This is a genomic window from Arthrobacter sp. Dra40 (assembly GCF_059091905.1).
This window is the reverse complement of record NZ_JBNHHB010000017.1, coordinates 14178-39567: the sequence shown is the minus strand read 5'-3', so window position 1 is coordinate 39567 and position 25390 is coordinate 14178. Positions and strand designations below refer to the sequence as shown.

26 protein-coding genes and 1 tRNA gene are annotated in these 25390 nt (G+C 65.9%); 8 read left to right on the top strand and 19 right to left on the bottom strand.

Going from position 1 to position 25390, the window contains the following annotated elements; genetic code table 11:
- Window positions 1-23: 23 nt before the first annotated feature.
- From AC5RWT_RS10565 to AC5RWT_RS10545, 5 genes are all read left to right on the top strand, one after another.
- On the top strand, window positions 24-1343 hold the full coding sequence (locus AC5RWT_RS10565; RefSeq protein ID WP_494080179.1) for an extracellular solute-binding protein: 1320 nt from the start codon (window positions 24-26) through the stop codon (window positions 1341-1343).
- Entirely contained in the window at window positions 1340-2317 is a 978-nt protein-coding gene (locus AC5RWT_RS10560) for a carbohydrate ABC transporter permease (RefSeq protein ID WP_494042783.1), read from the top strand. The genes AC5RWT_RS10565 and AC5RWT_RS10560 overlap by 4 nt, the downstream gene beginning before the upstream one ends.
- The gene (locus AC5RWT_RS10555; RefSeq protein WP_494080178.1) at window positions 2317-3159 is read left to right on the top strand and encodes a carbohydrate ABC transporter permease; all 843 of its coding nucleotides are present in this window, start codon (window positions 2317-2319) and stop codon (window positions 3157-3159) included. The genes AC5RWT_RS10560 and AC5RWT_RS10555 overlap by 1 nt, the downstream gene beginning before the upstream one ends.
- A gap of 24 nt (window positions 3160-3183) precedes the next feature.
- Window positions 3184-4452 carry an ABC transporter ATP-binding protein gene (locus AC5RWT_RS10550; protein ID WP_494080177.1) on the top strand — a complete coding sequence of 423 codons (1269 nt, stop codon included), beginning with the start codon at window positions 3184-3186 and terminating at the stop codon, window positions 4450-4452.
- A gap of 75 nt (window positions 4453-4527) precedes the next feature.
- Window positions 4528-4601 (top strand) — tRNA-Gly (locus AC5RWT_RS10545).
- A 61-nt stretch (window positions 4602-4662) separates the two neighbouring features.
- On the opposite strand, the gene AC5RWT_RS10540 is transcribed toward AC5RWT_RS10545, so the two are convergent.
- Complete coding sequence (locus AC5RWT_RS10540; protein ID WP_494080176.1) at window positions 4663-5577, bottom strand: YrzE family protein; 915 nt, start codon at window positions 5575-5577, stop codon at window positions 4663-4665.
- Between the two features lie 126 nt (window positions 5578-5703).
- On the opposite strand from AC5RWT_RS10540, the gene panD reads away from it, so the two are divergent.
- On the top strand, window positions 5704-6117 hold the full coding sequence (panD, locus tag AC5RWT_RS10535; RefSeq protein WP_494042787.1) for an aspartate 1-decarboxylase: 414 nt from the start codon (window positions 5704-5706) through the stop codon (window positions 6115-6117).
- A gap of 29 nt (window positions 6118-6146) precedes the next feature.
- Here panD and AC5RWT_RS10530 read toward each other — a convergent pair whose 3' ends face one another.
- Complete coding sequence (locus AC5RWT_RS10530; protein WP_494080175.1) at window positions 6147-6626, bottom strand: nucleoside deaminase; 480 nt, start codon at window positions 6624-6626, stop codon at window positions 6147-6149.
- A gap of 70 nt (window positions 6627-6696) precedes the next feature.
- Here AC5RWT_RS10530 and AC5RWT_RS10525 point away from each other — a divergent pair, with 70 nt between their 5' ends.
- Both AC5RWT_RS10525 and AC5RWT_RS10520 read left to right on the top strand, forming a co-directional pair.
- Window positions 6697-8448, top strand: coding sequence for a helicase HerA-like domain-containing protein (locus AC5RWT_RS10525; protein WP_494080174.1), 1752 nt, complete (start codon window positions 6697-6699; stop codon window positions 8446-8448).
- A gap of 111 nt (window positions 8449-8559) precedes the next feature.
- Window positions 8560-9546, top strand: coding sequence for a hypothetical protein (locus AC5RWT_RS10520; RefSeq protein WP_494080173.1), 987 nt, complete (start codon window positions 8560-8562; stop codon window positions 9544-9546).
- A gap of 82 nt (window positions 9547-9628) precedes the next feature.
- Here AC5RWT_RS10520 and AC5RWT_RS10515 read toward each other — a convergent pair whose 3' ends face one another.
- From AC5RWT_RS10515 to AC5RWT_RS10435, 17 genes are all read right to left on the bottom strand, one after another.
- Entirely contained in the window at window positions 9629-11668 is a 2040-nt protein-coding gene (locus AC5RWT_RS10515) for an NHL domain-containing thioredoxin family protein (protein ID WP_494080172.1), read from the bottom strand.
- A complete protein-coding gene (locus tag AC5RWT_RS10510) occupies window positions 11665-13866 on the bottom strand; it encodes a bifunctional copper resistance protein CopD/cytochrome c oxidase assembly protein (RefSeq protein WP_494080171.1) in 2202 nt (733 codons plus the stop codon). Before AC5RWT_RS10510 ends, AC5RWT_RS10515 begins: the two co-directional genes overlap by 4 nt.
- Complete coding sequence (locus tag AC5RWT_RS10505; protein ID WP_494080170.1) at window positions 13859-14524, bottom strand: copper resistance CopC family protein; 666 nt, start codon at window positions 14522-14524, stop codon at window positions 13859-13861. Before AC5RWT_RS10505 ends, AC5RWT_RS10510 begins: the two co-directional genes overlap by 8 nt.
- A 35-nt stretch (window positions 14525-14559) precedes the next feature.
- On the bottom strand, window positions 14560-15171 hold the full coding sequence (locus AC5RWT_RS10500) for a hypothetical protein (RefSeq protein ID WP_494080169.1): 612 nt from the start codon (window positions 15169-15171) through the stop codon (window positions 14560-14562).
- Between the two features lie 149 nt (window positions 15172-15320).
- Window positions 15321-15605: an HU family DNA-binding protein gene (locus AC5RWT_RS10495; protein WP_353918931.1), complete on the bottom strand. Its 285-nt coding sequence runs from the start codon at window positions 15603-15605 to the stop codon at window positions 15321-15323.
- A 394-nt stretch (window positions 15606-15999) separates the two neighbouring features.
- Window positions 16000-16305 carry a 30S ribosomal protein S14 gene (gene rpsN / locus AC5RWT_RS10490; protein ID WP_494042795.1) on the bottom strand — a complete coding sequence of 102 codons (306 nt, stop codon included), beginning with the start codon at window positions 16303-16305 and terminating at the stop codon, window positions 16000-16002.
- Between the two features lie 2 nt (window positions 16306-16307).
- Window positions 16308-16475, bottom strand: a complete 168-nt coding sequence (rpmG, locus tag AC5RWT_RS10485; RefSeq protein WP_127512989.1) for a 50S ribosomal protein L33 — start codon at window positions 16473-16475, stop codon at window positions 16308-16310.
- The gene (gene rpmB / locus AC5RWT_RS10480) at window positions 16475-16711 is read right to left on the bottom strand and encodes a 50S ribosomal protein L28 (protein WP_127512990.1); all 237 of its coding nucleotides are present in this window, start codon (window positions 16709-16711) and stop codon (window positions 16475-16477) included. The genes rpmG and rpmB overlap by 1 nt, the downstream gene beginning before the upstream one ends.
- 400 nt (window positions 16712-17111) lie before the next feature.
- Window positions 17112-17603, bottom strand: a complete 492-nt coding sequence (locus AC5RWT_RS10475; protein WP_494042796.1) for a MarR family winged helix-turn-helix transcriptional regulator — start codon at window positions 17601-17603, stop codon at window positions 17112-17114.
- A 117-nt stretch (window positions 17604-17720) separates the two neighbouring features.
- Window positions 17721-18470, bottom strand: a complete 750-nt coding sequence (locus tag AC5RWT_RS10470) for a VIT1/CCC1 transporter family protein (protein ID WP_494042797.1) — start codon at window positions 18468-18470, stop codon at window positions 17721-17723.
- Window positions 18471-18565: 95 nt separating this feature from the next.
- Window positions 18566-19339, bottom strand: coding sequence for an SGNH/GDSL hydrolase family protein (locus AC5RWT_RS10465; protein ID WP_494080168.1), 774 nt, complete (start codon window positions 19337-19339; stop codon window positions 18566-18568).
- A 70-nt stretch (window positions 19340-19409) separates the two neighbouring features.
- Window positions 19410-19748 carry a YnfA family protein gene (locus AC5RWT_RS10460; RefSeq protein WP_494080167.1) on the bottom strand — a complete coding sequence of 113 codons (339 nt, stop codon included), beginning with the start codon at window positions 19746-19748 and terminating at the stop codon, window positions 19410-19412.
- 37 nt (window positions 19749-19785) lie between these two features.
- A complete protein-coding gene (locus tag AC5RWT_RS10455) occupies window positions 19786-21141 on the bottom strand; it encodes a transaminase (RefSeq protein WP_494080166.1) in 1356 nt (451 codons plus the stop codon).
- A 42-nt stretch (window positions 21142-21183) separates the two neighbouring features.
- A complete protein-coding gene (locus AC5RWT_RS10450) occupies window positions 21184-21981 on the bottom strand; it encodes an ABC transporter permease (RefSeq protein WP_494080165.1) in 798 nt (265 codons plus the stop codon).
- Window positions 21982-21993: 12 nt separating this feature from the next.
- Entirely contained in the window at window positions 21994-22944 is a 951-nt protein-coding gene (locus tag AC5RWT_RS10445) for an ABC transporter permease (RefSeq protein WP_494080164.1), read from the bottom strand.
- Window positions 22944-24107 (bottom strand): ABC transporter ATP-binding protein, encoded by a 1164-nt coding sequence (locus AC5RWT_RS10440; RefSeq protein WP_494042802.1) that lies wholly within the window; start codon window positions 24105-24107, stop codon window positions 22944-22946. Before AC5RWT_RS10440 ends, AC5RWT_RS10445 begins: the two co-directional genes overlap by 1 nt.
- On the bottom strand, window positions 24107-25330 hold the full coding sequence (locus AC5RWT_RS10435) for an ABC transporter substrate-binding protein (RefSeq protein WP_494042803.1): 1224 nt from the start codon (window positions 25328-25330) through the stop codon (window positions 24107-24109). The genes AC5RWT_RS10440 and AC5RWT_RS10435 overlap by 1 nt, the downstream gene beginning before the upstream one ends.
- Between the last annotated feature and the right edge of the window lie 60 nt (window positions 25331-25390).

Below are 25390 nucleotides of genomic sequence, written 5' to 3'. Positions count from 1 at the left end.
CCAGAACGTGGAGGCTAGTGCCGATGCCCAGAGACGGATACCGGCCGCGCTGCCGGCGCGGTACAGCTCGAACCGGAGCGGCCGTGGTGCTGGCCCTCGGAGCCACGCTGCTGGCCGGCTGCGGCGCCGAGGAGGGACCTCCCACTCTGACTTGGTACATCAACCCGGACGCGGGCGGCCAGGCGGCGATCGCCCAAAAATGTACCGAGGCCGCGGGCGGCGAGTACCGGATCGAAACCTCGCTGCTGCCCAATGACGCCGCATCGCAGCGGGAGCAGCTGGCCCGGCGGTTGGCGGCCAGCGACTCGTCGCTGGACATTATGAGCCTGGACCCACCGTTCATCCCCGAACTGGCGGAGCCGGGATTCCTGGCTCCGGTCCCGGACACTGTCGCGCAGCGCACCACGCAGAACGTCGTGGAGGGGGCTCTGACCGGGGCCACCTGGAAAGACAAACTCGTGGCCGTTCCGTTCTGGGCCAACACGCAATTGCTCTGGTACCGGAAGTCGGTGGCCGAGGCAGCAGGCCTGGACATGACGAAGCCGGTCACCTGGCAACAACTGATCGATGCCGCCGCCAAGGAAGACAAGTTCCTGGGCGTGCAGGGCCAGCGCGGCGAATCCATGACCGTCTGGCTGAATGCCCTGGTCGAATCGGCCGGCGGCCACATTCTGGAGAACCCCGAGGCCCAGGCCGACCAGATCGAGCTGGGTCTGGCCAGCAAGGCCGGGACGGAAGCCGCCCAGGTCATCTCCACCATCGGCAAGGACGGGCTGGGCGGGCCGGGGCTGCCAACCCAGGACGAGAACAATTCGATGATCCTCTTCCAAGGCGACAAAGGCTCGTTCATGGTGAACTGGCCGTTCGTCTGGCCGGCGACCAACGCCTCGGTGGAGGACGGCACACTGGATGCATCGCTGATTAAGGACATCGGCTGGACTCTCTACCCGCGGATGACCGAAGGCGAGCAATCGGCGCCGCCGCTCGGCGGCATCAACCTGGGCGTTGGGGCCGCCAGCAAACACCCCGATCTGGCCTACGCCGCCATAGAGTGCATCGTCACCCCGGAGAACCAGGCCGAGTACTTCCTTACCAATGGCAACCCGCCCTCGAACACCGAGGCGTACAACGATCCGCGGATCAAGGACTCCTTCCCGATGGCCGACACCATCCGCGAATCCTTGGAACTGTCGGCGCCACGTCCGCAGACGGTTTTCTATAACGAAGTTTCCACCAGCCTGCAGCAGAATTTCGCACCGCCGGATCAGGTGGATCCCGCCATCACGCCACAGGAGACCTCGGACTTCATTGTTTCCGTCCTACGGGGGGAGAACCTGCTGTGAGCACCGCGACCGAAACTCCCACTCTCCCGAGCGGCCAAACCGGGCGCACCGGCCGGCGCCGCGCCATTCAACAGTTCAGTGATCGGGCCAAGGCCGAGCGCCGACTGGGCTGGTGGCTGGCGGGCCCGGCCTTCGTCATCATGCTGGCCGTCACGGCCTACCCGATCCTGCAGGCATTGTTCGACTCGCTGTTCAGCTACCGGCTCACGGCCCCCGACGAGCGCGAGTTCATCGGGCTGGGCAACTACGGCGTGATCCTCACGGACATGGTTTGGTGGCGGGACCTCGGGGTGACGCTGCTGATCACAGTGGTGACCGTCGTCGTCGAACTCATCCTGGGTTTCGCGCTGGCGCTGGTGATGCACAAGGCGCTCAAGGCGGTGCGCGGCTGGCTGCGCACCGCCATCCTGGTCCCCTACGGGATCATCACTGTGGTCTCCGCGTTCGCCTGGTTCTATATGTTCGATATCAACTCCGGCTTCGTGAACACCTGGTTCAATTGGGTGCCCGGAATCGATCCGGACCTCAACTGGTTCGCCGGCACATGGACCTCGCTGGCCGTAATCATGGCCAGCGAAATCTGGAAGACCACCCCGTTCATTTCGCTGCTGCTGCTGGCCGGGCTGGCGCAGGTGCCGGACGAGCTGACCGAAGCCGCGGAAGTGGACGGCGCCACGTGGTGGCAACGGATGCGCCGGGTGATCCTGCCGAACATGAAGGCCGCGATCATGGTTGCCGTGCTGTTCCGGGCGCTCGATGCGTTCCGAATATTCGACAACGTCTTCATCATGACCAACGGCGCGTTTAACACTGAGGTGCTTTCGCTGCTGGCCTACCGGACCTCCATCGGGCGGTTGGAGATCGGCCTCGGATCGGCGGTGTCGGTGCTGCTGTTCGTCTGTGTGCTGCTGATCTGTTTCATCGCGATCAAGCTGTTCAAAGTGGATCTGGCCAGCCAGAGAGGAGACAAGTGATGAAAGCATCACGGACCAAGGAGCGGGTGACGTGGATCATCATTTCCATACTGGTGCTGATCTATGCGCTGTTTCCGGTGGCGTCCATTCTGGCCACCTCCTTCAAGCTGCCCAGCGAACTGACCTCGGGCAAGTTCCTGCCGGCCACGTGGACGGGATCCAACTATGAACAGATCCTGGTCGGCTCGGCGCAGGATCTGTTCCTGAGTTCCCTGCGGAATTCCATCGGCATCGCGCTGATCGCAACGTTCATCGCCGTTGTCCTGGCCACGCTCTGCGCCTATGCCATTGCCCGGCTGGACTTCCCGGGCAAGAAGGTCATTCTCACCACCGCCCTGGCGGTATCCATCTTCCCGGTGATCTCGATCGTCACGCCCTTGTTCAACCTCTGGCGGAACATTGGCCTGTACGACACGTGGCCGGGCCTCATCATTCCCTACCTGTCGCTGACTTTGCCCATCTCCATCTGGACGCTGGCGGCGTTCTTCCGGCAAATCCCGTGGGAACTGGAACAGGCCGCGCAGGTGGACGGAGCCACCACGTGGCAAGCCTTCCGCAAGGCCATCGTGCCGCTGGCCGCGCCCGGCGTCTTCACCACGGCGATCATCGCGTTTTTCATCGCCTGGAACGACTTCGTCTACGGCATCTCCCTGACCTCGACTGAGGCCGCACGACCGGTCCCTGCGGCGCTGGCCTTTTTCACCGGCGCTTCCCAGTTCGAGTCGCCGGTCGGCGCGATCTCCGCGGCGGCAATCATTGTCACCATTCCCATTGTGCTGCTGGTCCTGTTGTTCCAGCGCCAAATCGTCTCCGGCCTGACCCAAGGCGCCGTCAAGGGCTAAGCCCGCGGCAGGAAAGGACATCCCATGGCATCGATCACGTTGCAGAACCTCGTCAAGCAGTACGGCGACGGCTTCCCCGCAGTCAACGACGTCAGCATCGACATAGACGACGGCGAGTTCATCATCCTGGTGGGCCCATCCGGCTGCGGCAAGTCGACCCTGCTGCGCATGATCGTGGGGCTAGAGGACATCACCTCCGGCGACTTGCTGATCGACGGTAAGCGCGTCAACGAGAAGGCGCCCCGGGACCGGAACCTGGCCATGGTGTTCCAGAACTATGCCCTCTACCCGCACCTGACCGTGTTCGAGAACATCGCGTTCCCGCTGAGGTTGGCCAAGGGCAAGCACACCGAGGACGAGATCCGGAAACTGGTCACCGACGCCGCGAAGACCCTGGAGCTGACCGATCATCTGGAACGCAAACCGGGCAACCTCTCTGGCGGCCAGCGGCAGCGCGTGGCCATGGGACGGGCGATCGTCCGGCAGGCCGATGCGTTCTTGTTCGACGAGCCGCTGTCCAACCTGGACGCCAAGCTGCGCGGCCAGATGCGTTCGGAAATCTCGCAGATGCAGCGCCGGCTCGGCGTCACCAGCGTCTACGTCACGCACGACCAGACCGAGGCAATGACGCTGGGCGACCGGGTGGCAGTGCTGAAGAAGGGGGTGCTGCAGCAGATCGCCTCCCCGCGAGAACTGTACGAACAGCCGGTCAACCTGTTCGTGGCGGGCTTCATCGGGTCTCCCTCGATGAACTTCCTGCCGGCCACCTTGGAGGGCAACGTCCTGCAGACGCCGATTGGGAACATCCCGGTCACTGAGGACAAGGCGAGAGCCGCCGCGGGCAAGAAAGTACTTCTGGTGGGCCTGCGGCCGGAATTCTTCGAGGATGCTGCGCTGGTGGAAGAGCACAAAAAGCACATGGGTTCCTCGTTTATGGCCGAGTTGACCCACACCGAGTGGCTCGGCAACGAACAGTACGGCTACATCAACTTCGACCCGGATCCGGAGGTCCGCGAGCTGCTTAACTCGCTGGCCGCGGACATGGACGCCGACGAGTTGCGGCCGCAGATCGTCGTCACGCTGGACGCCGCCAGCCGGATCCGCGGCGGGCGCCCGGCCGAACTGTGGCTGGATAGCCGCAAGATGCACCTGTTCGATCCGGAAACCGGCGACAACCTCACTCGTGATGCGGAAGCCGGGGCGGCCCTGACTCAGGAGGCCAACACCGCCCGGGCCGAAGAAATCAGCGAAGCCCGCGAGCGCGAGGCCTCCACGGCCGGGCAGCCGGCCTGAATTCCGGCTGGCCGCGGACCTGGGGTAAACTCGGTTTCGTTGTTGACCGGATCCGGCTTTCTCGCCGGATCCTGTGCGGGCGTAGCTCAATGGTAGAGCGCTAGCTTCCCAAGCTCGATACGCGGGTTCGATTCCCGTCGCCCGCTCCACTCGCACCCCGGCCCATGGGCCGGGGTGCTTCTCTTTGCCCTGTTGCCCGTCGGTGCGTGACTACTCGATGTCCTCGTCCGGTTCGAAGCCGGATCGGTCAACGGCTCGGTGGTAGCGCATGCCGGTGGCGCCACCCAGAAGCGCCCCGGCCAGGCTGGCCAGCAGCACCACTCCCAGCGCGATCAGGCCCGGAATAGTCAAATCTTGGATGGGCCGCTCAACGACCGGCACCGGGGCCGGCCCCGTCAGCACACCCAAACCGCCGACGGCCAGCCCGATCACTCCGGCGATGACCGACATCACGATGCCCCACAGCCATACCGCCAGGCCCTGCCTGAGTCCGTCGAACCGCGCCATCCGTCCTGCCACGTAGCCGCCGCCGAAATACGCCAGCAAGAAGATGACCCCCAGCGCTACCCCTGCGGTGATGGCTGCCGCGCCGCCGCTTTCCGTGATGTTGTTCAACCAGCCGCGCACTTCGGTCTCATTGGCCATCCCGAAGGCCGCGGCCACGCCCACAACCGCCGACGTGATCAGCACAATCAAACCCGATGCCGCCAACCAGCCGAAGAACGCCGAGCCCAGCCTCAGCCCGCCGTAGGCATTGTGTTCCCGCAGATACAGCGACTCCGCGTCGAGGGCTGCCTCAGGCCGGTAGGCGCTGGTGTCGCTGTAGCTCCGTTCGGCTGCTATTGCTCCGTCTGGTCTGCCGCGGCCGGCATCCGGGTCCATGCTGTCCGCGGTGGGCCGGCGTTCGAAGGCGGCAGTCTGCTGTTGGTCCCAGTCCGCGACCGGCGTCGCCTGGGTGGGCGCAGGTTCTGTTGGTGTGGCGGCCGGCATGGCCTGTGTAGGCGGAGCTGATGCCTCCATCGGCGCTGGTTCGGGCTCTCGAGGTTCCCCTGAACCTGCCGGAGCATCGGCTCCCTGTCGTGGAGTGCCGTCGTCGTACCGATCCCTGCCGATATCCGAACTCATGATGACTCCTGCTTCGATGGATCGCATCGCTGCCTTCTGGTGGCAATACCCTAGTCGCGGCGCTAGCGTCAAACCAGAACCGGATCCGTTTCACCAGTGGCCGGAAGAAGACTAAACTTGGACCCGATGATGCGCAAAATGTTCAAGTCCAAGATCCACCGTGCGACGGTGACGCACGCCGACCTGCATTACGTCGGGTCCGTGACCGTGGACCTCGACCTGCTGGACGCTGCCGACATCCTTCCCGGCGAGCTGGTGTCCATCGTGGATGTCACCAACGGTTCCCGGCTGGAGACCTACACCATCGCCGGTGAACGCGGTTCAGGCGTCCTCGGTATCAACGGGGCCGCTGCGCACCTGATGCATGAAGGTGACCTGGTCATCCTGATCACCTATGCCGACATGACCGACGCCGAGGCGCGGTCCTTCGTTCCCTCCGTGGTGCATGTGGACGCGGACAACAAGATCGTTGAGCTGGGCTCCGACCCCGCTGAGTCCGTGAACGAAGGGCTGATGCGGCCGCCGTACGCGGTTAAGTAACCTCCCCGCTGTCCCAGCCGGAAGGCTGCTCAGCCCCGGTGGAACCGCTGGTGCAGCCTGCGGACCTCGTCCGTCAGCTCGGCGGACGGGCCGCCGACCTGGATCCCCGGCGCCACCATCCGGATCGGCAACGCGGCCACCGGCGCGGGTTCGATGCGCCATTCCGCCAGCCACCGGCCCAGCTGTTCTGACGACGCCGCGTAGATGATCCGTCCCAGCCCCACCCAGGCGTGCGCGGCCGAACACATCGGGCAGTGCTCGCCCGAGGTGTAAACGGTCGCCGTGAGGCGTTCCTCGGGTGCGAGGTTGCTGGCCGCCCAGCGGGCAATCTCGAACTCCGGATGCCGGGTCTGGTCCCCGTCCTTGACCCGGTTGCGGTCCTCGAACAGCACGTTGCCGACGGCATCGACCAGCACCGAGCCGAACGGTTCATCCCCGTCATCCAAGGCTTCACGAGCCAGTTCCACGCAGCGGCGCAGGTGCCTGAGGTCCTCTGGTGCCAGTTCCATGCGCTGATTATGGCAGAGACCGGCGCAGCCGGGTCTTTGGCTGACAACCGGCGTGGTCTACGCTGCTGCCATGGTGCGGACTCCGGCAGAACACGCGGCAGCAATCCGGCAGGGCTACAGCTTTGACGGGCCGGCCATCCACCTGGGCGCAGCGCTGGTGGACGGCCAGGTGCACCCGAAGGCAGCGGCACGGCTGCCGCTGTCCATGATGAACCGGCACGGCTTGATCTCCGGTGCCACCGGCACCGGCAAGACGATCACGCTCCAGATCATCGCCGAACAGCTCTCGGCGCATGGTGTCCCGGTGTTCCTGGCGGACATCAAGGGCGACCTGACCGGCCTCTCCACCCCGTCGGCCGGGAGCAGCAAGCTCGCCGAGCGGACGGCAAGCGTCGGGCAGGACTGGAAGCCGTCCGCCTACCCGGTGGAGTACTTTTCGCTGGGCGGCGACGGCACCGGTGTCCCCATCCGCGCCAGGATCTCCGACTTCGGCCCGCTGCTGCTGTCCCGGGTGATGGAACTGAACGAGACGCAGGAATCCAGCCTGCAGCTGGTCTTCTACTACGCGGACAAGAACGACCTGGAGCTCTACAATCTGGCGGACCTGCGTGCCGTGATCCAGTTCCTGGTCTCCGACAACGGCAAAGAGGCCCTCGCGAACCTGGGCGGACTGTCCAAGGCCACCGCCGGAGTGATCCTGCGCGAGCTGGTGTCCTTGGAGGCCCAAGGCATGGACACGTTCTTCGGCGAGACGGAGTTCGACACCTCCGAACTGCTGCGCACCGCCGAAGACGGCCGGGGCATCATCTCCTGCCTGGAGTTGTCCTCGCTGCAGCAGCGCCCTCTGCTGTTCTCCACCTTCATGATGTGGCTGATCGCCGACCTGTTCGCTGAATTGCCGGAGATCGGGGACGCGGAACAACCCAAGCTGGTGTTCTTCCTGGACGAGGCGCATCTGCTGTTCCGCGACACGTCCAAGGCGTTCCTGCAGTCGATCGCCACCACCGTGCGGCTGATCCGCTCCAAAGGCGTAGGGATCTTTTTTGTCACCCAGACGCCGCGCGATGTTCCGGCGGACGTGCTGGGCCAGCTGGCCAACCGCGTGCAGCACGCGCTCCGCGCCTTCACGCCCGAGGACGCCAAGGCGCTGAAGTCCACCGTCTCCACCTTCCCGGTCAGCGACTACGACCTCGAGGAAGTACTGACCAGCGCAGGGATCGGCGAAGCGGTGGTGACCGTGATGAACGAGCAGGGCGCCCCGACGCCGGTGGCCTGGACCCGGCTCTGCTCCCCCGGCTCCACCATGGGCTCCTCTCCGGCTGCCACCGTGCGGGAGATCTTGGACGGTTCGTCCTTGCTGCCGGTCTACGGGCCGGTGGTGGACAGCCGCTCGGCGTTCGAAAAACTCACCGGCGTACCGGTGCCCGCCGCCTCCGGATCCGGCAACTCCGGGACCGGCAGTGGTCCGGCCAGCACGACGGCGGACGGCTCGCCTACGCAGCAGACCACCCCACAGACCCCGGCAGACATCGAGGCCGAGGCCCGCCGGATCGAAGAAACGATCCTCGGCCGTCCGTCCACGCGTCCGGCCAGGCCAGCCCCACCGGCACCGCACGGCCAGGAACCCACGCCTGCCCTGCCGGACAAGGCACCACCGCGGCAGTCCCGGCCGCGCAAAGCGACTTCGTCCCGGCCGGAATCCTCGCCGCAGGGCACCGACAACGACGCCCTGAAAGATTTTGCGTTGCAAACCGCCTCGGTCCTGGGTCGTGAACTGGTGCGCGGACTGTTCGGGACCCGGCGGCGCCGCCGGCGCTGGTAGCGGGCGCGCCGCCGTCGTCGGCGCTGGCAGGCGCGCACCGCCGTCGTCGGCGCAGTAACCTGCACCATGCCGATCCCGGCAACCGTCCCGCCACCGGGTAACGTAGTGATGGTGGGAAATTCAAAAGTACTGAGGACCGTAGCCACGTGGCTGCTGTGCTTGATGCTTGCCGTGGCCGCTGCCGCGCTGACTATTGTGCTGGTCAATGCGTTCGTTTTCAGCCCGCAGCACCAGGTCAAGGCCTACTTCAACGCGTTGGAAGACGGCGACGGCGGGACCGCGCTCGGTTTGCTCCACGCCACCGTGCCCGACGCCAATGCAGCCATGCTCGATGGCGCCGCGCTCAAAGCCTCCGTGGACACGCTCGAAAACCTGGAAATCCAGGATCCGGTTTCGGCGGGCGACAACAGGGTGAACCAGCCGGTCAGCTACACGGTCGACGGCGTTGCCCACAGCACGACCTTCACCCTGGAAAAGACCGGCACCACGTGGCTTTTCTTCAACCAGTGGTCCTTCGTGCCCAGCACGCTGCCCACCATCAGCGTGGAAGTAGTCAACGAAAACGAGGCCTCGCTGAACGGCACCCGGGTGGCCCTGCCGGAGGGCAAGAGTTCCTTCGCCGTGTTCTACCCCGGCAGCTTTGAGGCCCACTACGCCAGCGACTACTTCGCCGCACCGGTGGTCGAATCCGTATTGACCGGCCCGCATAACGCCCAGGACGCCCGGCTCTCGCTGGCAACGGCCGCCACGCCTAAGCTGGTGGACGATCTGAGCGGCCAGGTCAATGCCTTCCTCGACTCGTGTGCGGAGCAGCGCGTGCTGCAGCCCTCCGGCTGTCCGTTCAGCGCATCAATGGACCGGGTCCAAGACGACACCATCGATTGGTCGATCGAGGAGTATCCCGAGGTCAGGGTGGAGCCGTTCAAGGGCAGCTGGGTACTCAGCCCGCTGCGCGGGGTGGCGAAGCTGAACGTGGTGGAAATCGACTTGTTCACCGGGGCCTCTGTGGAACGCCAACTGAAGCAGGAGTTCGATTTCACCGGCCGGCTCTCCGTCAACGACGAAAACGTCACCCTGACCCCCGTGGTGGAGTACTAGCAGCCTCGGCCCCGCCAGATCAATGCCGGAGGCGGACAGGAATCCCTGTCCGCCTCCGGCATTGATCTGCTGCGGGGATTGTTTAGTCCAGCCCGCGCAGGTCCAGCGTCAGCTCCCCGGTTCCCGAGCCGATGACTACCGGGATGCCCCAGTCCTGCTGGTACAGGTGGCAGGCGGCGTGGTCCGGGATCTCGCCGCCTGGCTCGCCGTCGCACGCCGCCGCGCGGGCGGTGATGTGCAGGACGCCCCCGGTGACTTCGTCGGACAGCACCAGTTCGCGCAGCAGGCCCACCGACGTGCCGCCGCCGGAGACCAGCAGATTCTCCGGCGAGGAGGAGATCTTCAACTGGGTGGGATCGCCCCAGCGGTCGTCCAGCTTCTGGCCCTTGGGGGCGGCAAAGCGGACGGTCAGCGCGAGCGGGCCGGCCGAAACCTCGGTCTTGGGCCGCTGCGTCTGCGAGGCGCCCTCGTCCACGGTCAGCGCTTCCTTGGGGATGGGCAGCCGGATGAGCTGGTGCTTGTTCGCCTCGACCACCAGCAGCAGCGGTTCGCCGCCGTCGGCCACGGCCGTGGTGTCCAGCAGCACGTCGGACGGCTCGGCCAGGCCCCGCGCCAGCGTGGAGACGGTCTCCGTGGCCGGATCGTAGCGGCGTACCGCCCCGTTGTAGGTGTCGGCCACCGCCACGGAGCCGTCCGGCAGGACCGCCACGCCCAAAGGATGCTGCAGCCGCGCCTCGGCGGCCGCGCCGTCGCGGAAGCCGAAGTCGAAGAGACCGGCGCCGATGGCGGTGGACACCTGCACCCGGTTTTCGCCGTTGACGTCCACGAAGGAGATCTTGCGCAGCGCCGACGTTTCCGAATCCGCAACCCAGATGTTGCCGGCCGTGTCACCGGCGAGGCCGGACGACTGGGCGAACCAGGCCACGGTGGCATCGCCGTCCTGCAGGCCCTCCAGCCCGGTGCCGGCCAGGATGGCCACCTTGCCGGAGACCGGATCGAGGGTGAAGATCTGGTGCACGCCGGCCATGGCGATCACTACTGCGTTCAGCCGAGTGGACCAGTAGACGTCCCAGGGCGAACTGAGCGAGACGGCCAGCGGATCGGCAGCAAGCTGCGTCCAGTTCGAAGCGATGGCTTCGGCAAGTTCCTCTTCCAGCGCCTCGCCGGAGGGGGCTTCGTCCGCGACCGACCCGGGACCCGCCTGCGCCATGCCCGGTGCAGTGCGCTGGGTGTTCGCATCCAGCAGGCGCTGCACGCCGTTGCCCGCCACCGTGGTCACCTGGCCGGTGGCCAGCGACAGCCCGCGCAGCCGGTGGTTCACGGAGTCTGCAATCACGACGTCGTAGCCCGCCTGGCTGCGGATCTCTTCCGGCAGCAGGGCCAGGCCTTGGGGTTCGTTGAACTTGGCTTCGCCGGCAGGTCCGTCCTGCCAGCCCTTCTCGCCGGAGCCATAGGTCGCAAGCACCGTGGAGAGGTCAGCCGCCAGTTCCACCAGCCGGTGGTGTCCGGTGTCGGTGACCAGGAAGGAGCCGCCCTCGGACCCGACTCCGTCCGGCAGCGGGATGACCTTGCCCGGGAAGCGCAGGTCGCCGGCGGTGGTTTCCGCGGGGACGTAGGGGCCGTCGCCGCGGTGCAGCGTGCCCTTGGCTTCGTGCTCGGCCACCAGTTCCTTCACCAGCGACTCCAGGCCGCCGGCGTGCCCCTCGCCGGACAGGTGCGCCACGATGTAGCCCTCGGGGTCGACGACCACCAGCGTCGGCCAGGCCCGGGCTGCGTAGGCCTGCCACGTGTCCAGCTCGGGGTCGTCCAGCACCGGATGCTGGATCTCGTAGCGCTCCACCGCCGCGGCGAGCGCCACCGGGTCAGCTTCATGCTCGAACTTGGGCGAATGCACGCCGACCGTGACCAGCACGTCCTTGTACTTCGCTTCCAGCGGCCGCAGCTCGTCCAGCACGTGCAGGCAGTTGATGCAGCAGAACGTCCAGAAATCCAACAGCACAATCTTGCCGCGCAGGTCTTCCAGGCCCAACTGCTTGCCGCCGGTGTTGAGCCAGTTGCGGCCCACTAGGTCGGATCCGCGGACCCGGTAGTTGGTGCGGATGGTCTCGGCAGCCTCAGTCATCTGGATTCTCCTTGGGTCCGGCCGGCGTTATCCGGGTCCGGAGCGGGCTCCTGCCCGTTGGTGGTTTTCGGTGCGTCATGGTGGCCTCCGGACGCGCGGTGACCGGCGGCCGGCCTGACGGCCCCGGGCGGGACCATGCGTTCGTCCTGCCGGGCCATCTTGGCAAACATATCGTTATAAGCTGCCAGCTCGGCGTCGTTATTCCTCTCGGCTGAACGATCTTTACGCTTTGTTTCCCGGGCGTCGGAACGCGACCACATGATCGCCACTCCGACGGCTACGCAAAGGGTTGGAATTTCGCCGACGCCCCACATGATGGCTCCGCCGACTTGCTGGTCGTCCATGGCCGACAGGCCCCACTCCCGCCCCATGCTGCCGAACCAGGAGGCCTGGATCAGGGCCGTCGAGCTGGTCAGGGCCACACCGAAGAAGGCGTGGAACGCCATGGTGGCGAAGAGGATCAACAACCGCATGGGGTACGGGGCCCGCCGCGGCAGCGGGTCCTGGCCGATCATCGTCAGGATGAAGATATAGCCGGTCAACAAAAAGTGCAGGTTCATCAGCTCGTGGCCGGTGTGTTCGTCCAGGGCAAACCGGAACAGCGGCGAGTAGTAGAAGATGATGATCGAGCCGGCAAAGTTCGCCGCGGCAAAGAGCGGGTGCGTGATGACCTGCGAGTATTTCGAGTGCACCAGCCAGAGGATCCATTCGCGCAGGCCCTTGCTCCCGTCCCCGCGGGGCGGCAGCGCCTTCAGCGCCAGCGTGATCGGCGACCCCAGGACCAGGAACAGCGGCACCACCATGGTCAGCGCCATGTGGTCGAGCATGTGCGCGCTGAAGAGCACCATCCCGTAAACGGCCGGGGCACCGGAGGTGACGTAGGTGAGCGCCAGCAAGCCGACAATCCAGCTGACGGTCCTCCCCACCGGCCAGCGGTCGCCGCGGCGGTGCAGCCTGACGGCGGCCACCAGGTAGGCAATGCCGGTGACCAAGGCGAACGTGACCCACAACCAGTCCCAGCGCCAGACGGTCAGCCAGCTGCCGCTGACCAGTTCGGGCGGCAGGTCGTAACCGGTCAGGATGCGAGCCGGGGAGGCATCCACCGGCAGTTCTTCCGGCGTGGGCGGCGCCGTGCGCGCCAGTGCCGTGGCGATCCCGAACACGGCCGCCATGACCAGCAGTTCCACGGTGATGAGCTGCCATAGGACCCGCTTGCCGGACTTGGTGCCCAGCTCCGGAATGATCCACTGCCGGTGCATGAAACCGATCGCGCCCAGCAGCAGCGTGGCGAGGGCCTTGATGACCACCAGCACGCCGTAGGGGCTGGAGAGCTGGTCCAGCGAGGTGATCCGGATGGACGCGTTGATGATGCCGGAGAAGAAGACCAGGAAGAAGCTGATCAGCGCCAGCGACGAGTAGCGGCGCAGCACCTGGCCGGTAATGTCCTTGGTGCCCAGCGTTCCGGAAATGACCGCGAGTACAATGATGCCGCCCACCCAAAGGCAGGCGCCCAGCAGGTGCAGGCCGATCGAGTTGACGGCTCCGTAGTGGTCGTCGCCGCCGGCGGAGTGCCCGATCAGCGCCATCGGCAGCAGCCCGCCCACGGTGGCCAGCGCCAGCGTCATGCCCAGGCCGGGAAGCGAGCGGATCCCTAAAATGAGCGTGGCGACGATGGCGGCCACGATGGTGATGGACAGCCACGCCTGGCCGGTGCCGATGTCCGTCATGAATCCCACGAATCCGGCCGTGTAGCTGGCATCCCCGCTGACCGGCAGACCGGCAATGTCGGAGAAGCTGAAGACCAGCACGGCCGTCGCGGCCAGCGTCCAGACGACCGCCGCGACCGCGGCCAGCCGCAGCGCGGCCGTGAAGGCCGGGTGCTCGGGCCCCTCGTCGCCTCTGCCGGGCCTGCGGTTGGGACGCAGCTGCTTGGGCAGGATCCCGACGGCGAACAGCAGCGAAGCGATGACCACGGACAGTGCCGTGTTGTTGGCGGCCTTGGCGACTGGCAGCGCCCAGCGGGTCAGGGCGCCGGGATCGGACAGCTGCCGGGCGGCGGCAGCCCCGGAATAGAGCAGGGCGGCAACCAAGGCCAGGACCAGAACCACGGCTCCGGCCAGGACCCATCCCCTGCCGATCCCGTCGGCAGTAATCGCCGCGGGACGTGGTTTAGCTGGTGGAGCCAACCGCTCAGCCACGACCGTCCGTGCCTCCGCCACGCTTGCTGATCACAAAAGCGGCCAGGCCTGCAGCGATGGCCAGCGCGCCGGCGCCCAGGGCGACGAAGAGTCCGATGTTGCTGGGACCATCCTCTGGTCCGGCGGCCTCGGCGGCGTTGCCGACGCCGTCGGCGGCGGAAGACGCCGCAGGGCTCGCCGCCGCCACGGAGAACTTCAGCGTGCCCTCGATCGGGTGGCCGTCGCTGGAAACCACCCGCCAGCCCAGCTGGTAGTCACCGTCCGGCATGCCGTCCCGCAGGGGAATGCTGACCTTGCTGCCGCTCAGCACTGGAGCCCCGGCCGCCCAATCGGTGCCCTCTCCGTCCAGCACCTGGGTAGTGGCGCCGATGTCCATCACGGTCGCGCTGAACGTGAGCGTGACCTCCCCCGGCTGGGTGTCCAGGACGGCACCGTTCTCGGGCGTCGAACTGATCAGTTCGTCGTGGGCCGCGGCCGGGCGAGCCAGCGCAAGCGCCAAGGCCAGCCAGAGCAGCATGGCGATCAGGGCGGACGCGAGCAGCCGGCGGGCGGTGGCTTGCCGGGCAGCACGGAGGCCTTCCTCCTGGCGCCGCCGGGCAGCCGGAGACTCGTCGGTACTGACACGCACCGGGACAGGGATGTTCAGATGAGGGTTCATCACGTTCTTTCGTCGGGGGATGCGCAGGGCGCGGGTCAGAAAGCGTGACGCAACGGCGGCCCCCGGTGCCGCAAGGCCAGAAACGGAACCCCCAGGGCCGCGAATGGCTGGATCAGCAGTTGCACCGGGGCGGCCAGCCGGGGCCGGGGAATCGGGCGCCAACTGCTCAGCCTGCGGGGCGCGGCTAGGGCCACCGTCCCGGCCAGCGCGGCCGCAGCATGCTCGCCTCGGCGCAGCAGCAGGACAGTGGCCGCAGCGGCAGCCAGATGGGCGGCCAGCATGGCGGGAGTCGCGGCCGTGGCCGTCTGGGCAGACGCTTCGGAGACCAGCGATCCGGCCGGCAGCAGTGCAACGTGATGGCCCGCATGGCCGACCGCCGTCGGGACACCCGCAGGAGCGGCGTGGCCCAACTGGAACAGCAGGTGGTAGATCGCTTGGCTGGTTCCCACGGCGGCCAGCAGACGTGTCCAGGACAGCGACTTGCCGGCCAAGCCGACGCAGACCAGCCCGGCGAGGGCAAACGCCAGAAGCCAGACGGCCGGCGCAGGGACGTGGCCGCCGCCGGCCAAGTGCGAGAGCGAGGCGAGGGAAGTGGCTACGGCAGCGCCCAGCCAGCCGCGCAGCAGCCGACCTTCCCGCTGGACCATGCCCTCAGTCCTCCGTCCCGATAATTCTTCGGATGCGGCACCATACGGCGCACACCCGGGCTCTATTTTACCGCCCGTAGAAGCCAAGGGTTAAACAGCAGGACCGCCACCGGTTGCCGGTGACGGTCCTGCGGAAGCAAAGGTGTGGACTACTTCTTGGAGACAGCAGCCTTCAGCTTGGAACCAGCGGTCAGCTTCACGCTGTGGCCGGCCGGAATCTGGATGGATTCGCCGGTCTGCGGGTTGCGGCCGGTGCGGGCAGCACGGTCGGTGCGCTCGACTGCGAGCCAGCCCGGGATGGTGATCTTCTCGCCCTTGGCGACGGAGGTTGCGAAGATGTCGAAGACAGCGTCCAAGACACCGTTCACTGCGGTCTGGCTGGTGCCAGCCTTGTCTGCAACAGCTGCAACAAGTTCACTGCGGTTGATAGCCAATTTTTGTCCTCCTGGACTGCTTTGGTTTGGTCAGAGCTTCCGCGGCTGCGTAAAGCTACTGTGCGAAAACTTACCAGCTTGGCCACCAAGATCCGGCAAAATCCGCGGAATCTGGCGGAATTTTTAGCGAATTACCCGGAATTTGGGCCGATTCTGCCCTCGGGGGCACGCTTTTTCCGCCCAGAGCATATGATGTGCGCCCTCCGCGCGTCGCGGAGGGCGCACCGTTCCCCCGCAACCGCGGGCACCGTCGTCGTGATTTTATGGGTCCCTGAGGGTGATCCCGGGCGGGCCGAAGGTGCTCCGAAGAAGCCCTCCGGGCATGAAAAAGGGCGGCGGTCCCGGACTGGGACCGCCGCCCTTCAAGCAGCTTCACGATGAAGCCAGCAGGTTTTTACCAGCTGGACTTCTTGATGCCCGGCAGTTCGCCGGCGTGCGCCATGGTACGGAACCGCACGCGGGAGATGCCGAACTTCTGGAGCGTGCCGCGGGGACGGCCGTCAATCTGGTCGCGGTTGCGGACGCGGACCGGAGAGGCGTTGCGGGGCAGCTTCTGCAGGCCCAGGCGTGCCTCTTCGCGGGCCTCGTCGGTCGCGTTCGCGTCGACCAGGGTCTTCTTCAGCTCGGCACGCTTCGCGGCGTAACGCTCGACAACGACCTTGCGCTGCTCATTGCGAGCAATCTTGGACTTCTTGGCCATGTTTAGCGCTCCTCTCGGAATTCGACGTGCTTGCGGATGACCGGGTCGTACTTCTTCAGGACAATGCGGTCCGGGTCGTTACGACGGTTCTTCCGGGTCACGTAGGTGAAGCCGGTGCCAGCGGTGGACTTCAGCTTGATGATGGGACGTACGTCCTTGTCCTTTGCCACTAGAGCTTCACACCCTTCGCGAGGAGCTCGGTGACGACTGCGTCAATGCCGCGGACGTCAATGGTCTTGATGCCGCGGGCCGAAACCTGCAGCGTGACATTGCGGCGCAGGGACGGAACCCAGTAGCGCTTCTTCTGAATGTTCGGGTCGAACCGGCGCTTGTTGCGGCGGTGCGAGTGCGAAATGCTGTGGCCAAAGCCGGGCTCGGCTCCGGTCACCTGGCAGTGTGCTGCCATGATCTCTCCTCCAGTTGTAGTAAATATGACGGACCTGACGCAGAGACGAAGTAAAGCGGCCTGCGAATCTGCGTGTAAGAGCGCCCGCCACCAGTTGTGACACCGTTATTACTGCGACTTTCCGGAGGTGAACCTGGCGGGGTGAGATCCAGCCGAAGTGCCTCGCCGCGGGGAAGACGGTGAAGTCAGGTGCAAATAAACCACATCTTCCCGGGGGAAGAACGGCCTATCCGCGATCCTCATTTCTAGGTAAACACGGACGCCACACAGTACCCGCACCGCCTTACCTTGGCAAGGAGGTGCCGATGCTGCGTGACTTAACGCCTTTCCATCTTAGGGGTAGCAGCCGTTTGGATCAAACCAACGACGGCGGCCGCCCCCTCGGCCGCGAATGCGCGCCTCAGGCGTTCAATCGGGGCTCGCGCAGCACCCAACTGCCGGGCTCCAACTGCTGCACAATCTTCTTGCCGATCCGCTCTAGGTCCTGCACATCCCGGCGGTCCAGCCCATCGAAAACCGCTTGGCGGACGGCTTCGACATGCCCCGGCGCCAGGGACTGGATCGCTTCCATCCCCGCCTCCGTGAGCAGTGCCATGGTGACCCGCGCATCCTCGGCGCATTGGGCCCGCTCGACCCAGCCGCGGCCTTGGAGCTTCTTCACCACATGCGAGAGCCTGGACAGCGAGGAATAGGTCCGGGACGCCAGTTCGCTCATCGGCAGCGAGCGGTCCGGAGTTTCCGACAGCATGGCCAGGACATGGTAGTCAAACAGGGTCAGCTTGCCCTCGCGGTATAGCGGGGCGTCAAGGGTGCCGGGCAACAGGGTGGACACCGCCAGCAAAGCCAGCCAAGCCTGGCGTTCTTCGGGATCGAGCCAGCGTGCAGAGGTCATGCCTCCATTCTGCCACAAAACTTGATCCTTCAACTGTTGGCTCGGGAAGGGCCAGCAGGACGCACTGGCGTTGACACGAGTTTTGTGAAATGCGCCACACCACGCTTGAACTGGGCTCTAGACCACCCCGGTGCCGCCCAGCCAGGTGCCGATCAGCAAGGTGGCCATCAGCGCCAGCGCGCCGCCCAGAACCACCCGGAATGACGCCCGGAAGACCTTGGCGCCGCCGAGCCAGGCTCCGACCGCTCCGGTGGCGGCCAGTGCCACGAGAACGGCTGCGAAGGTGATCGGGATCCGCAGTTCGGCCGGCGGCAGCAGCACGGCCAGCATCGGCAAGGTGGCACCGAGCAGGAAGGCTACCGCGGAGGCGAAGGCTGCATGCCACGGGCTGACCACGTCGTCGTCCTGAATATTCAGTTCCGCATGTAAGTGTGCGGCCAGCGCATCGTGTGCGGTCAACTCCTTGGCCACCTGCATTGCCGTTCCCGGCGTCAGCCCGCGGTCCTGGTAGAGCGCGGCCAGTTCGGCAAGCTCTTCTTCCGGCTGTTCCTGCAGTTCGCGTTTTTCCTTGGCGATCAGCGCTTTCTGGCTGTCGCTGGAGCTGGAAACGGAGACATACTCGCCCAAGGCCATGGAGATGGCGCCGCCGATCACCGCTGCCAGGCCCGCCGTCAGCAGCGTGCCAAAGTCGCTGGTGGCGCCCGCGACGCCGACTACCAGCGCGGCAACGGAAACAATCCCGTCGTTCGCCCCGAGAACACCGGCGCGCAGCCAGTTCAGGCGGGCGGCGAGACCAACGACGTCGTGCGGTTCGTCGTCGTGGAACTCGGGTTGGTTCGCTGGCTGGATCCGGGAGTCTGAGTCCATGGAACAAGCCAAGCACTCCGCGCGCCCAGCTTCCAGACAGGACAGCCAACCCTCAGCAGCTGGCCGGGAACTTGGTCCGGCCGGAGCAGGGTTGTTCAGGCGGTGGCGTGGAGCCCGGTCAGCTGAGGGTACTTTGGCGTGAGCGAATCGCCGGAGGAGGTGCCCCGCAGCCGCCGCCCGATCCACGGCCCCAGGTACTCGCGCGCCCAGCGGACGTTGGCCACCATGGCAGCGCGGCGGGACAGCACCGCCAGATCCGGCAGCGTGGGCAGATCGATCACGTCTTCCGCTTGCAGCAGTTCCAGCACCTTTTTGGCCATCAACGTGTGGCCCGCGGTGGACATGTGCAGCCGGTCGGCGTCCCAGTAGCGCCAGTCGCGGAACTCGCGCATCCGCCAGTAGTCAACGATCTTCGCTCCGTGCAGGTCGGCAATCTCCCGCACCCATTCGTTGTAGATGGCCGTGCGGCCGCGGGTCTTGCCGAAGACCGCCGAGGCGACGCTGTCAAAGCCGGTGAACAGCACCACGTCGGCGCCGGTGGCAGCCAGCTTGCCGACGCCGGTCTCGTAGCCGGCCATCAAAGCGTCGATGTCTACCCGCGGGCGCAGGATGTCATTGCCGCCGGCGTAGAGGGTGACCATGGTCGGCTTCAGCGCGACGGCCGCGTCGACCTGTTCGTCCAGCACCTGGGCAATCTTCTTGCCCCGGATGGCAAGGTTGGCGTAGCCCCAGCCCGAGTCGGCCAGCATGAGCTGCTCGGCCACCCGGTCCGCCCAGCCGCGCACGCCGTTGGGCAACGAGGGGTCGTAATCCCCTACTCCTTCGGTGAATGAATCCCCCAGAGCCACAAAACGCTGTGTAAATGTCACCGGAACAGATTAACAAAGAACGGCTCCGGCCGCGGCTCGGTTCACTAATCTTCCGGCCGGCTATGGCCCGTTAGCTGCCGCTGCGCGGCGCGTACATGATCACCGCGACGCCGGCGAGCGCGATTCCGGCCCCAAGGTAATCCCAGCGGTCCGGTTGGAATCCATCCAGCAGCATGGCCCAGGCCAGCGACCCCGCAATGAACACGCCGCCGTACGCGGCCAGCACCCGGCCGAAGTTGGCATCCGGCTGCTGCGCGGCGATGAAACCGTAAAGACCCAGTACCATCACGCCCAACCCCGCAAACCACCAGGCGCGGTCCTCGCGGACGGCCTGCCAGACCAGCCACGCGCCGCCGATCTCGGCAACGGCGGCCAGGACAAACAGGATGGCGGATTTGGCGAACGTCATGCAGCCATTGTCCCAAGCCGTCGGCGGGCCCGGCGCCTCAGTGGTTAGTCAGCTCCCGGATGGCTTCTTCGAAAATCTCGTGATGCCGTTCGACGTCGGCGCTGGTGGTCTGCGGGCACATCAGGGCCATGTTGTGGAACGGGGTGAGCAGGATGCCGCGGTTGGCCAGATACAGGTGCAGGAAGTCTTCCAGCGCACCGTCGTGGCTGGCCGCCGAATCGGTGCCGTTCCGGGGCAGCGGGTTGGCGAACCGGTATTCGGCACGCGCGCCCAGTTGGGAAACCGACCACGGCAGCGAATAGGTGTCGATCACTCTCTGCACGCCGGCGGCGAATTCCGTGGCCCGGCCGATCATGGAATCGAAGGCCCGGTCCGTCAAGACGTGTTGAAGCGTGGCCCGCATGGCCGCCACGGACAGCGGGTTACCGGCCAATGTGCCGCCGACGCCGCCCATGTCCACCAGGTCCAAGTCGGCCCGGCCCAGCGCCCGCTCAGCCAGGTCGGCGCTGAGCCCGTAGGCACCGCACGGAATGCCGCCGCCAATCGATTTTCCGATCACCACGATGTCCGGCTCGAGCGCCCAAGCCGCCGTAGCCCCGCCGGGACCGGCGGAGAAGGTGTGCGTCTCGTCGATGATCAGCAGCGTCCCGTGCCGGCGGGTCAGCTCCCGCACGCCCTGCAGGTAGCCCGGTTCGGGCAGCACGATGCCGATGTTGGTCAGTGCCGGCTCCATCAGCACCGCCGCCACGTCGCCGTGGGCAAGCTGCCGCTCCAGGGCAGCGAGATCGTTGAACTCCGCCACCCTGCTGGTCTCCGTGACATCCACCGGCGCGCCGACATTGCCCGGGCGGCTCATTCCCTCGCCGTCGGAACCGGCCACGATCAGTGACTCATCCACCGACCCGTGGTAGCAGTACGGGTTGAACAGGATCTTGCCCCGGCCGGTCAGCGCGCGAACCAGCCGGATGGCCCAGCGGTTGGCATCCGTAGCGGTGAGCGAGAAGCTCCAGCGTTCCACACCGAACCGCCGCGCCAGCTCGGCGCCCACCCACTCGGCGTCGGCAGTCGGCAGCATGGTGGCCAGTCCGCCGTCGTCAGCGACACGCCGGATGATGGCGTCGACGGTGGGCTGCGGGGAATGGCCGGCCATCGCGCCGGTGTCCCCCAGCGCGAAATCGACGTACTCCAGGCCGTCCACGTCCCACACCCGGCAACCGCGGGCGCGCTCCAGATAGAGGGGGAAGCCGCCCGCCTTCTTGTTCATCCACGTCATCGGGACTTTGCCGAAGAGGTGGGCGGCGCCGTCATACAGCGCCTTGGACTGGGGGTGCTTGGCTTCGAAGTCCTGCAGTTCGCGCTCGAACAGCTCGGCCAGCCGGTTCCGATCGATCATGTAGTACTCCTCACTACGAGCCGGCAGCAGCCGGGCGGGGCGTCAGCGAGCGGCCAGCATCTTGGCGCGGCGATGCGCAAGGATCTGGCCGCCGATGACGATCAGCAGCGCGATGATGAACATCGCCGAGCCGATCACATTGGCTTGCGCAGGAATGCCGCGGGTGGCGGCCACGTAGATGAACTTCGGGAAGGTGTCCACATTGCCGGAGTTGAAGTTGGTGATGATGAAATCGTCGAAGCTGATCGCGAAGCTCAGCAGGCCGGCCGCCACGATTCCCGGCAACAGCAGCGGGAAGGTCACCCGCCAGAACGCCTGCATCGGCGAGGCGTACAGGTCGGCTGCTGCCTCCTCCAGCTTCGGGTCAAGGCTGGCCACCCGGGCCTTGACCGTAACCACCACAAACGAGATGCAGAAAACGGTGTGCGCAATGATGATGGTTCCCTTGCCCAGTTCCGCGCCCACATTCAGGAACTGGGCCAGCAGCGAGGCCCCCAGGACAACCTCCGGAGTGGCCAGCGGCAGGAAGATCAGCATGTTGGCGGTGGCATTGAACTTAAACCGGTAGCGGACCAGCCCAATGGCGATGGCCGTTCCGAGGACGACGGCGATCAGCGTGGCCGTGGCCCCGATCTGCAAGCTGTTGCCCAGCGCCGAGCAGACTTCCGGAGCGCCGCACGGGTTGCGCCAGTTGTCCCAGGTAAAGCCGCGCCACGTGAGGTTGGTGCGCCCGGCGTCATTGAAGGAAAACGCGAAGACGTAGGCGATCGGGACCAGCAGGAAGACGAACGCCAGTCCGCCGATCACAGGAATTAGCCAGCGGCCGAAAGAGTTTTTCACCGTGGTTTCCCCCTACAGCAGTTCTTTGGTGCCGAAGCGGCGCACGTAGATGAAGACCAGGGCCAGGATCGCCAGCATCAACACAAAGGACAGCGCCGAGGCCCCGGGATAGTCGACCACTCGGAAGAATCTGGAGTCCACGACCTGGCCGATCATGGTGGTGTCCCGGTTGTTGCCCAACAGCGCGGCGTTGATGTAGTCGCCGGTAGCGGGAATGAACGTCAGCAGCGTTCCGGCAATCACGCCGGGCATCGACAGCGGCAGCGTCACCGTCCGGAAGGTGGTGAAGCCGCTGGCATACAAATCGTTTCCGGCCTCGATCAAGCGGATGTCCAGCCGTTCCAGGTTCGCGTAGATGGGCAGGGCCATGAACGGCAGGAAATTGTAAGTCAGGCCGCAGACCACGGCGAAGGCGGTGGCGGTGAGCCGGCCGTCGTCCGGCAGCACAGCGAACGTGCGGAGCACGGAAACCACCGGCCCCTCGTCGGCGAGGATCTGCTTCCAGGCCTGCGTGCGCAAGATGAAGCTGGTGAAGAACGGGGCGATGATCAGCACCAGCAGGATGCCGCGCAGCAGGGCATGGTTGCGCAGCCGGACAGCAATCAGGTAGGCCATCGGATATCCGATCAGCAGCGCCGCGGTCGTCGCGATCAGGGCGAAGCCGAAGGAACGCAGCAGCTCCGGCCAGTAGCTGCCCAGCATCCGCACGTAGTTGTTGAATTCCAGCGCGGGCACAAACTGGCCGATGTCCGCTCCCGGCGGCTTCGCATAGAGCGACGTCGCGAGCAGCGAGAACACGGGCAGCACAAAGAACAGCAGCAGGAACAAGAACCCCGGCAGGATCAGCCAGTAGCCCATCCGCCCCCGGCGGCGCTCCTCCTTGAGTTCGCCGCTGCCGCGCTCACTGCCGCCGCGCCGCTTGTCCGGCGCCGGTGTCTTGTCCGCCGTGGCCTGCACGCTCATCAGTCGTCGACCTCTGGCGCCCCGTACTGCGCGTCATCGGCGCCGCCCAGGCCGAAGGCGTGCTCCGTGTCCCAACTGAGCACCACGCCGTCGCCCGGCTGGGCCAACTGCTGGCCGTGGTTCTGGCTGAAAACGCCCACGGTACCGACCCCTGGCACCTCCACCAGGTAATCGGTGCTGACTCCGGTGAACGAGGTGTCCAGCACCGTGCCGTGCAGGACGTTGGCCGCGTCGGCCGGCGCCTCCTGCGGCCACATCATCCTCAGCTTTTCCGGCCGGATGCCGATCAGGGCCCGGCCCTGGTGCACGGTGGAGCGCTCCTTGAGCACGGCCAGCCTGTTCCCGTTGGCATTGACGACGACGGCGTCGCCGCGGTCCTCCACAATGTCGCCGGCGACCAGGTTGGACTTGCCCAGGAAGTTCGCCACGAAGACCGTGCGCGGAAGTTCGTACAGTTCGCGCGGGGCCCCCATCTGCTCCACCTTGCCGGCGTTCATGACGGCCACCGTGTCCGCCATGGTCATGGCTTCCTCTTGGTCGTGGGTTACGTGCACAAAGGTTAGGCCGACCTCGGTTTGGATCTTCTTCAGTTCCACCTGCATCTGCCGGCGCAGCTTCATGTCCAGCGCACCCAGCGGCTCATCCAGCAACAGCACGGCCGGGTGGTTGACGATCGCGCGCGCCAATGCCACCCGCTGCTGCTGTCCGCCGGAGAGCTGGGCCGGCCGGCGTGCGGCCAGGTGCGACAACTCGACCAGTTCCAGCGCCGCCGCGGCTTGTGCCCGGGCATCGCGGACTTTGCGCCGTCGAAGCCCGAACGAGACGTTGTCCAGCACGCTCATATGCGGGAACAGCGCATAGTTCTGGAAGACCGTGTTGACCGGCCGCTGATGGGCGCCGGACCTGCTGATGTCCTTGCCGCCAATGCTGATGGTCCCGGAGGTGGGCTGTTCCAGACCGGCCACCATGCGAAGCGTGGTGGTCTTGCCGCAACCGGAGGGCCCCAGCAGGGCAAAGAACTTTCCTGCCGGGATGGTCAGGTCAAGGTCCTCCACCGCGACGAAATCACCGAACCGCTTGGTGATGGCTCCCAGCACCAAGTCCGCTCCGCTCTCTTCGCCGACGGCGCTCGCATTCTCTGTCCGCAGGGATGCCTGAGTCATCAGTTGCCAATCGTCTGCTGGAACCGGTCGCTGAAGTCGGTTTCCTCGTCTGGTTCCAGGCTGCGGAACACGCTGACTTTGGCCAGGTCCTCATCGGTGGGGAAGATCAGCGGATTGTCCACCAGGTCCGGGTCGATCTTCTCCATGGCCTCCTTGGCGCCCTCCACCGGGCAGATGAAGTTAACGTAGGCGGCGACGGTCGCTGCGTTCACCGGGTCGTAGTAGTAGTCCATCAGGGCTTCCGCGTTCTTCTTATGCGGGGATCCGATCGGCACCATCAGATTGTCCGACCACAGGGTGCCACCGGCTTCCGGAAGGGCGAATTCCCATTTGTCGCCTTCCTCGAAGTTCAGCTGGGTGATGTCGCCGGACCAGCAGATCACTGCCAGGGCATCGCCGGAAATCAGGTCCTCCTTATAGGAGTTGCCCTTGACCTGCCGGATCTGGCCACTGGAAATCTGTTTCTGCAGCACTTCCAGCGCGGCGTCGTATTCCTTCGTCCCCCAAGAACCGGAGATGTCCACGCCGTTCTCCAGCATCAGCAGGCCCATCGTGTCGCGCATTTCGTCCAGCACTTCCACGCGTCCCTTGAGCTCCGGCTTCCACAAGTCGGCCACGGTCTTCAGCCCGCCAGGAACCGCTTCCTTGTTCCAGGCAATGCCGGCATAGCCGGACTGCCAGGTCAGGGAATTCTTCCGGCCGGGGTCGAAGTCCACATCCTGCAGGGGCTTCAGCAGATTGGCCATGTTCGGGATGTTTGCGTGGTCCAGTTCCTGCGTATAACCCAGCCGGATCAAGCGCGCGGCCATCCAGTCGGTCAGCGTGATGACGTCTTGGCCGATGTCCTGCCCGGCGGCGAGCTGGCCCTGGATCTTGCCGAAGTACGTGTCGTTGCCGTCAATATCCTCGGAGTAGCTGGCCTTGATACCGCTCTGCTTGCTGAAGGCCTCGAGGGAGGGGTACGTCTGGTTGGAGTCGTCGTAGTCCAGGTACAGGGTCCAGTTGGCCCAATTGACTACCTTTTCCTGGTCCGAGACGTCTTCCGCCGGCGTCAGTCCGCCCGCCGCACTGGTATTCGACGAACTGCCGGTACCGCCGGTGCCGCAGGCGGCCAGCAGCCCCGCCAGGGTGAGTCCTCCGGCGCCCATGAGTACGTTGCGGCGGGACATCTGCGCGGCAATCAGGCCGCGCAGGCGTGGGTCTTCAGGTAGTCGTTTCGGCATCTGATGCTCCCCAGTCGTCGGAGTGGACCTCGTTGCGTTGATACTCCCAGACACCCGAGC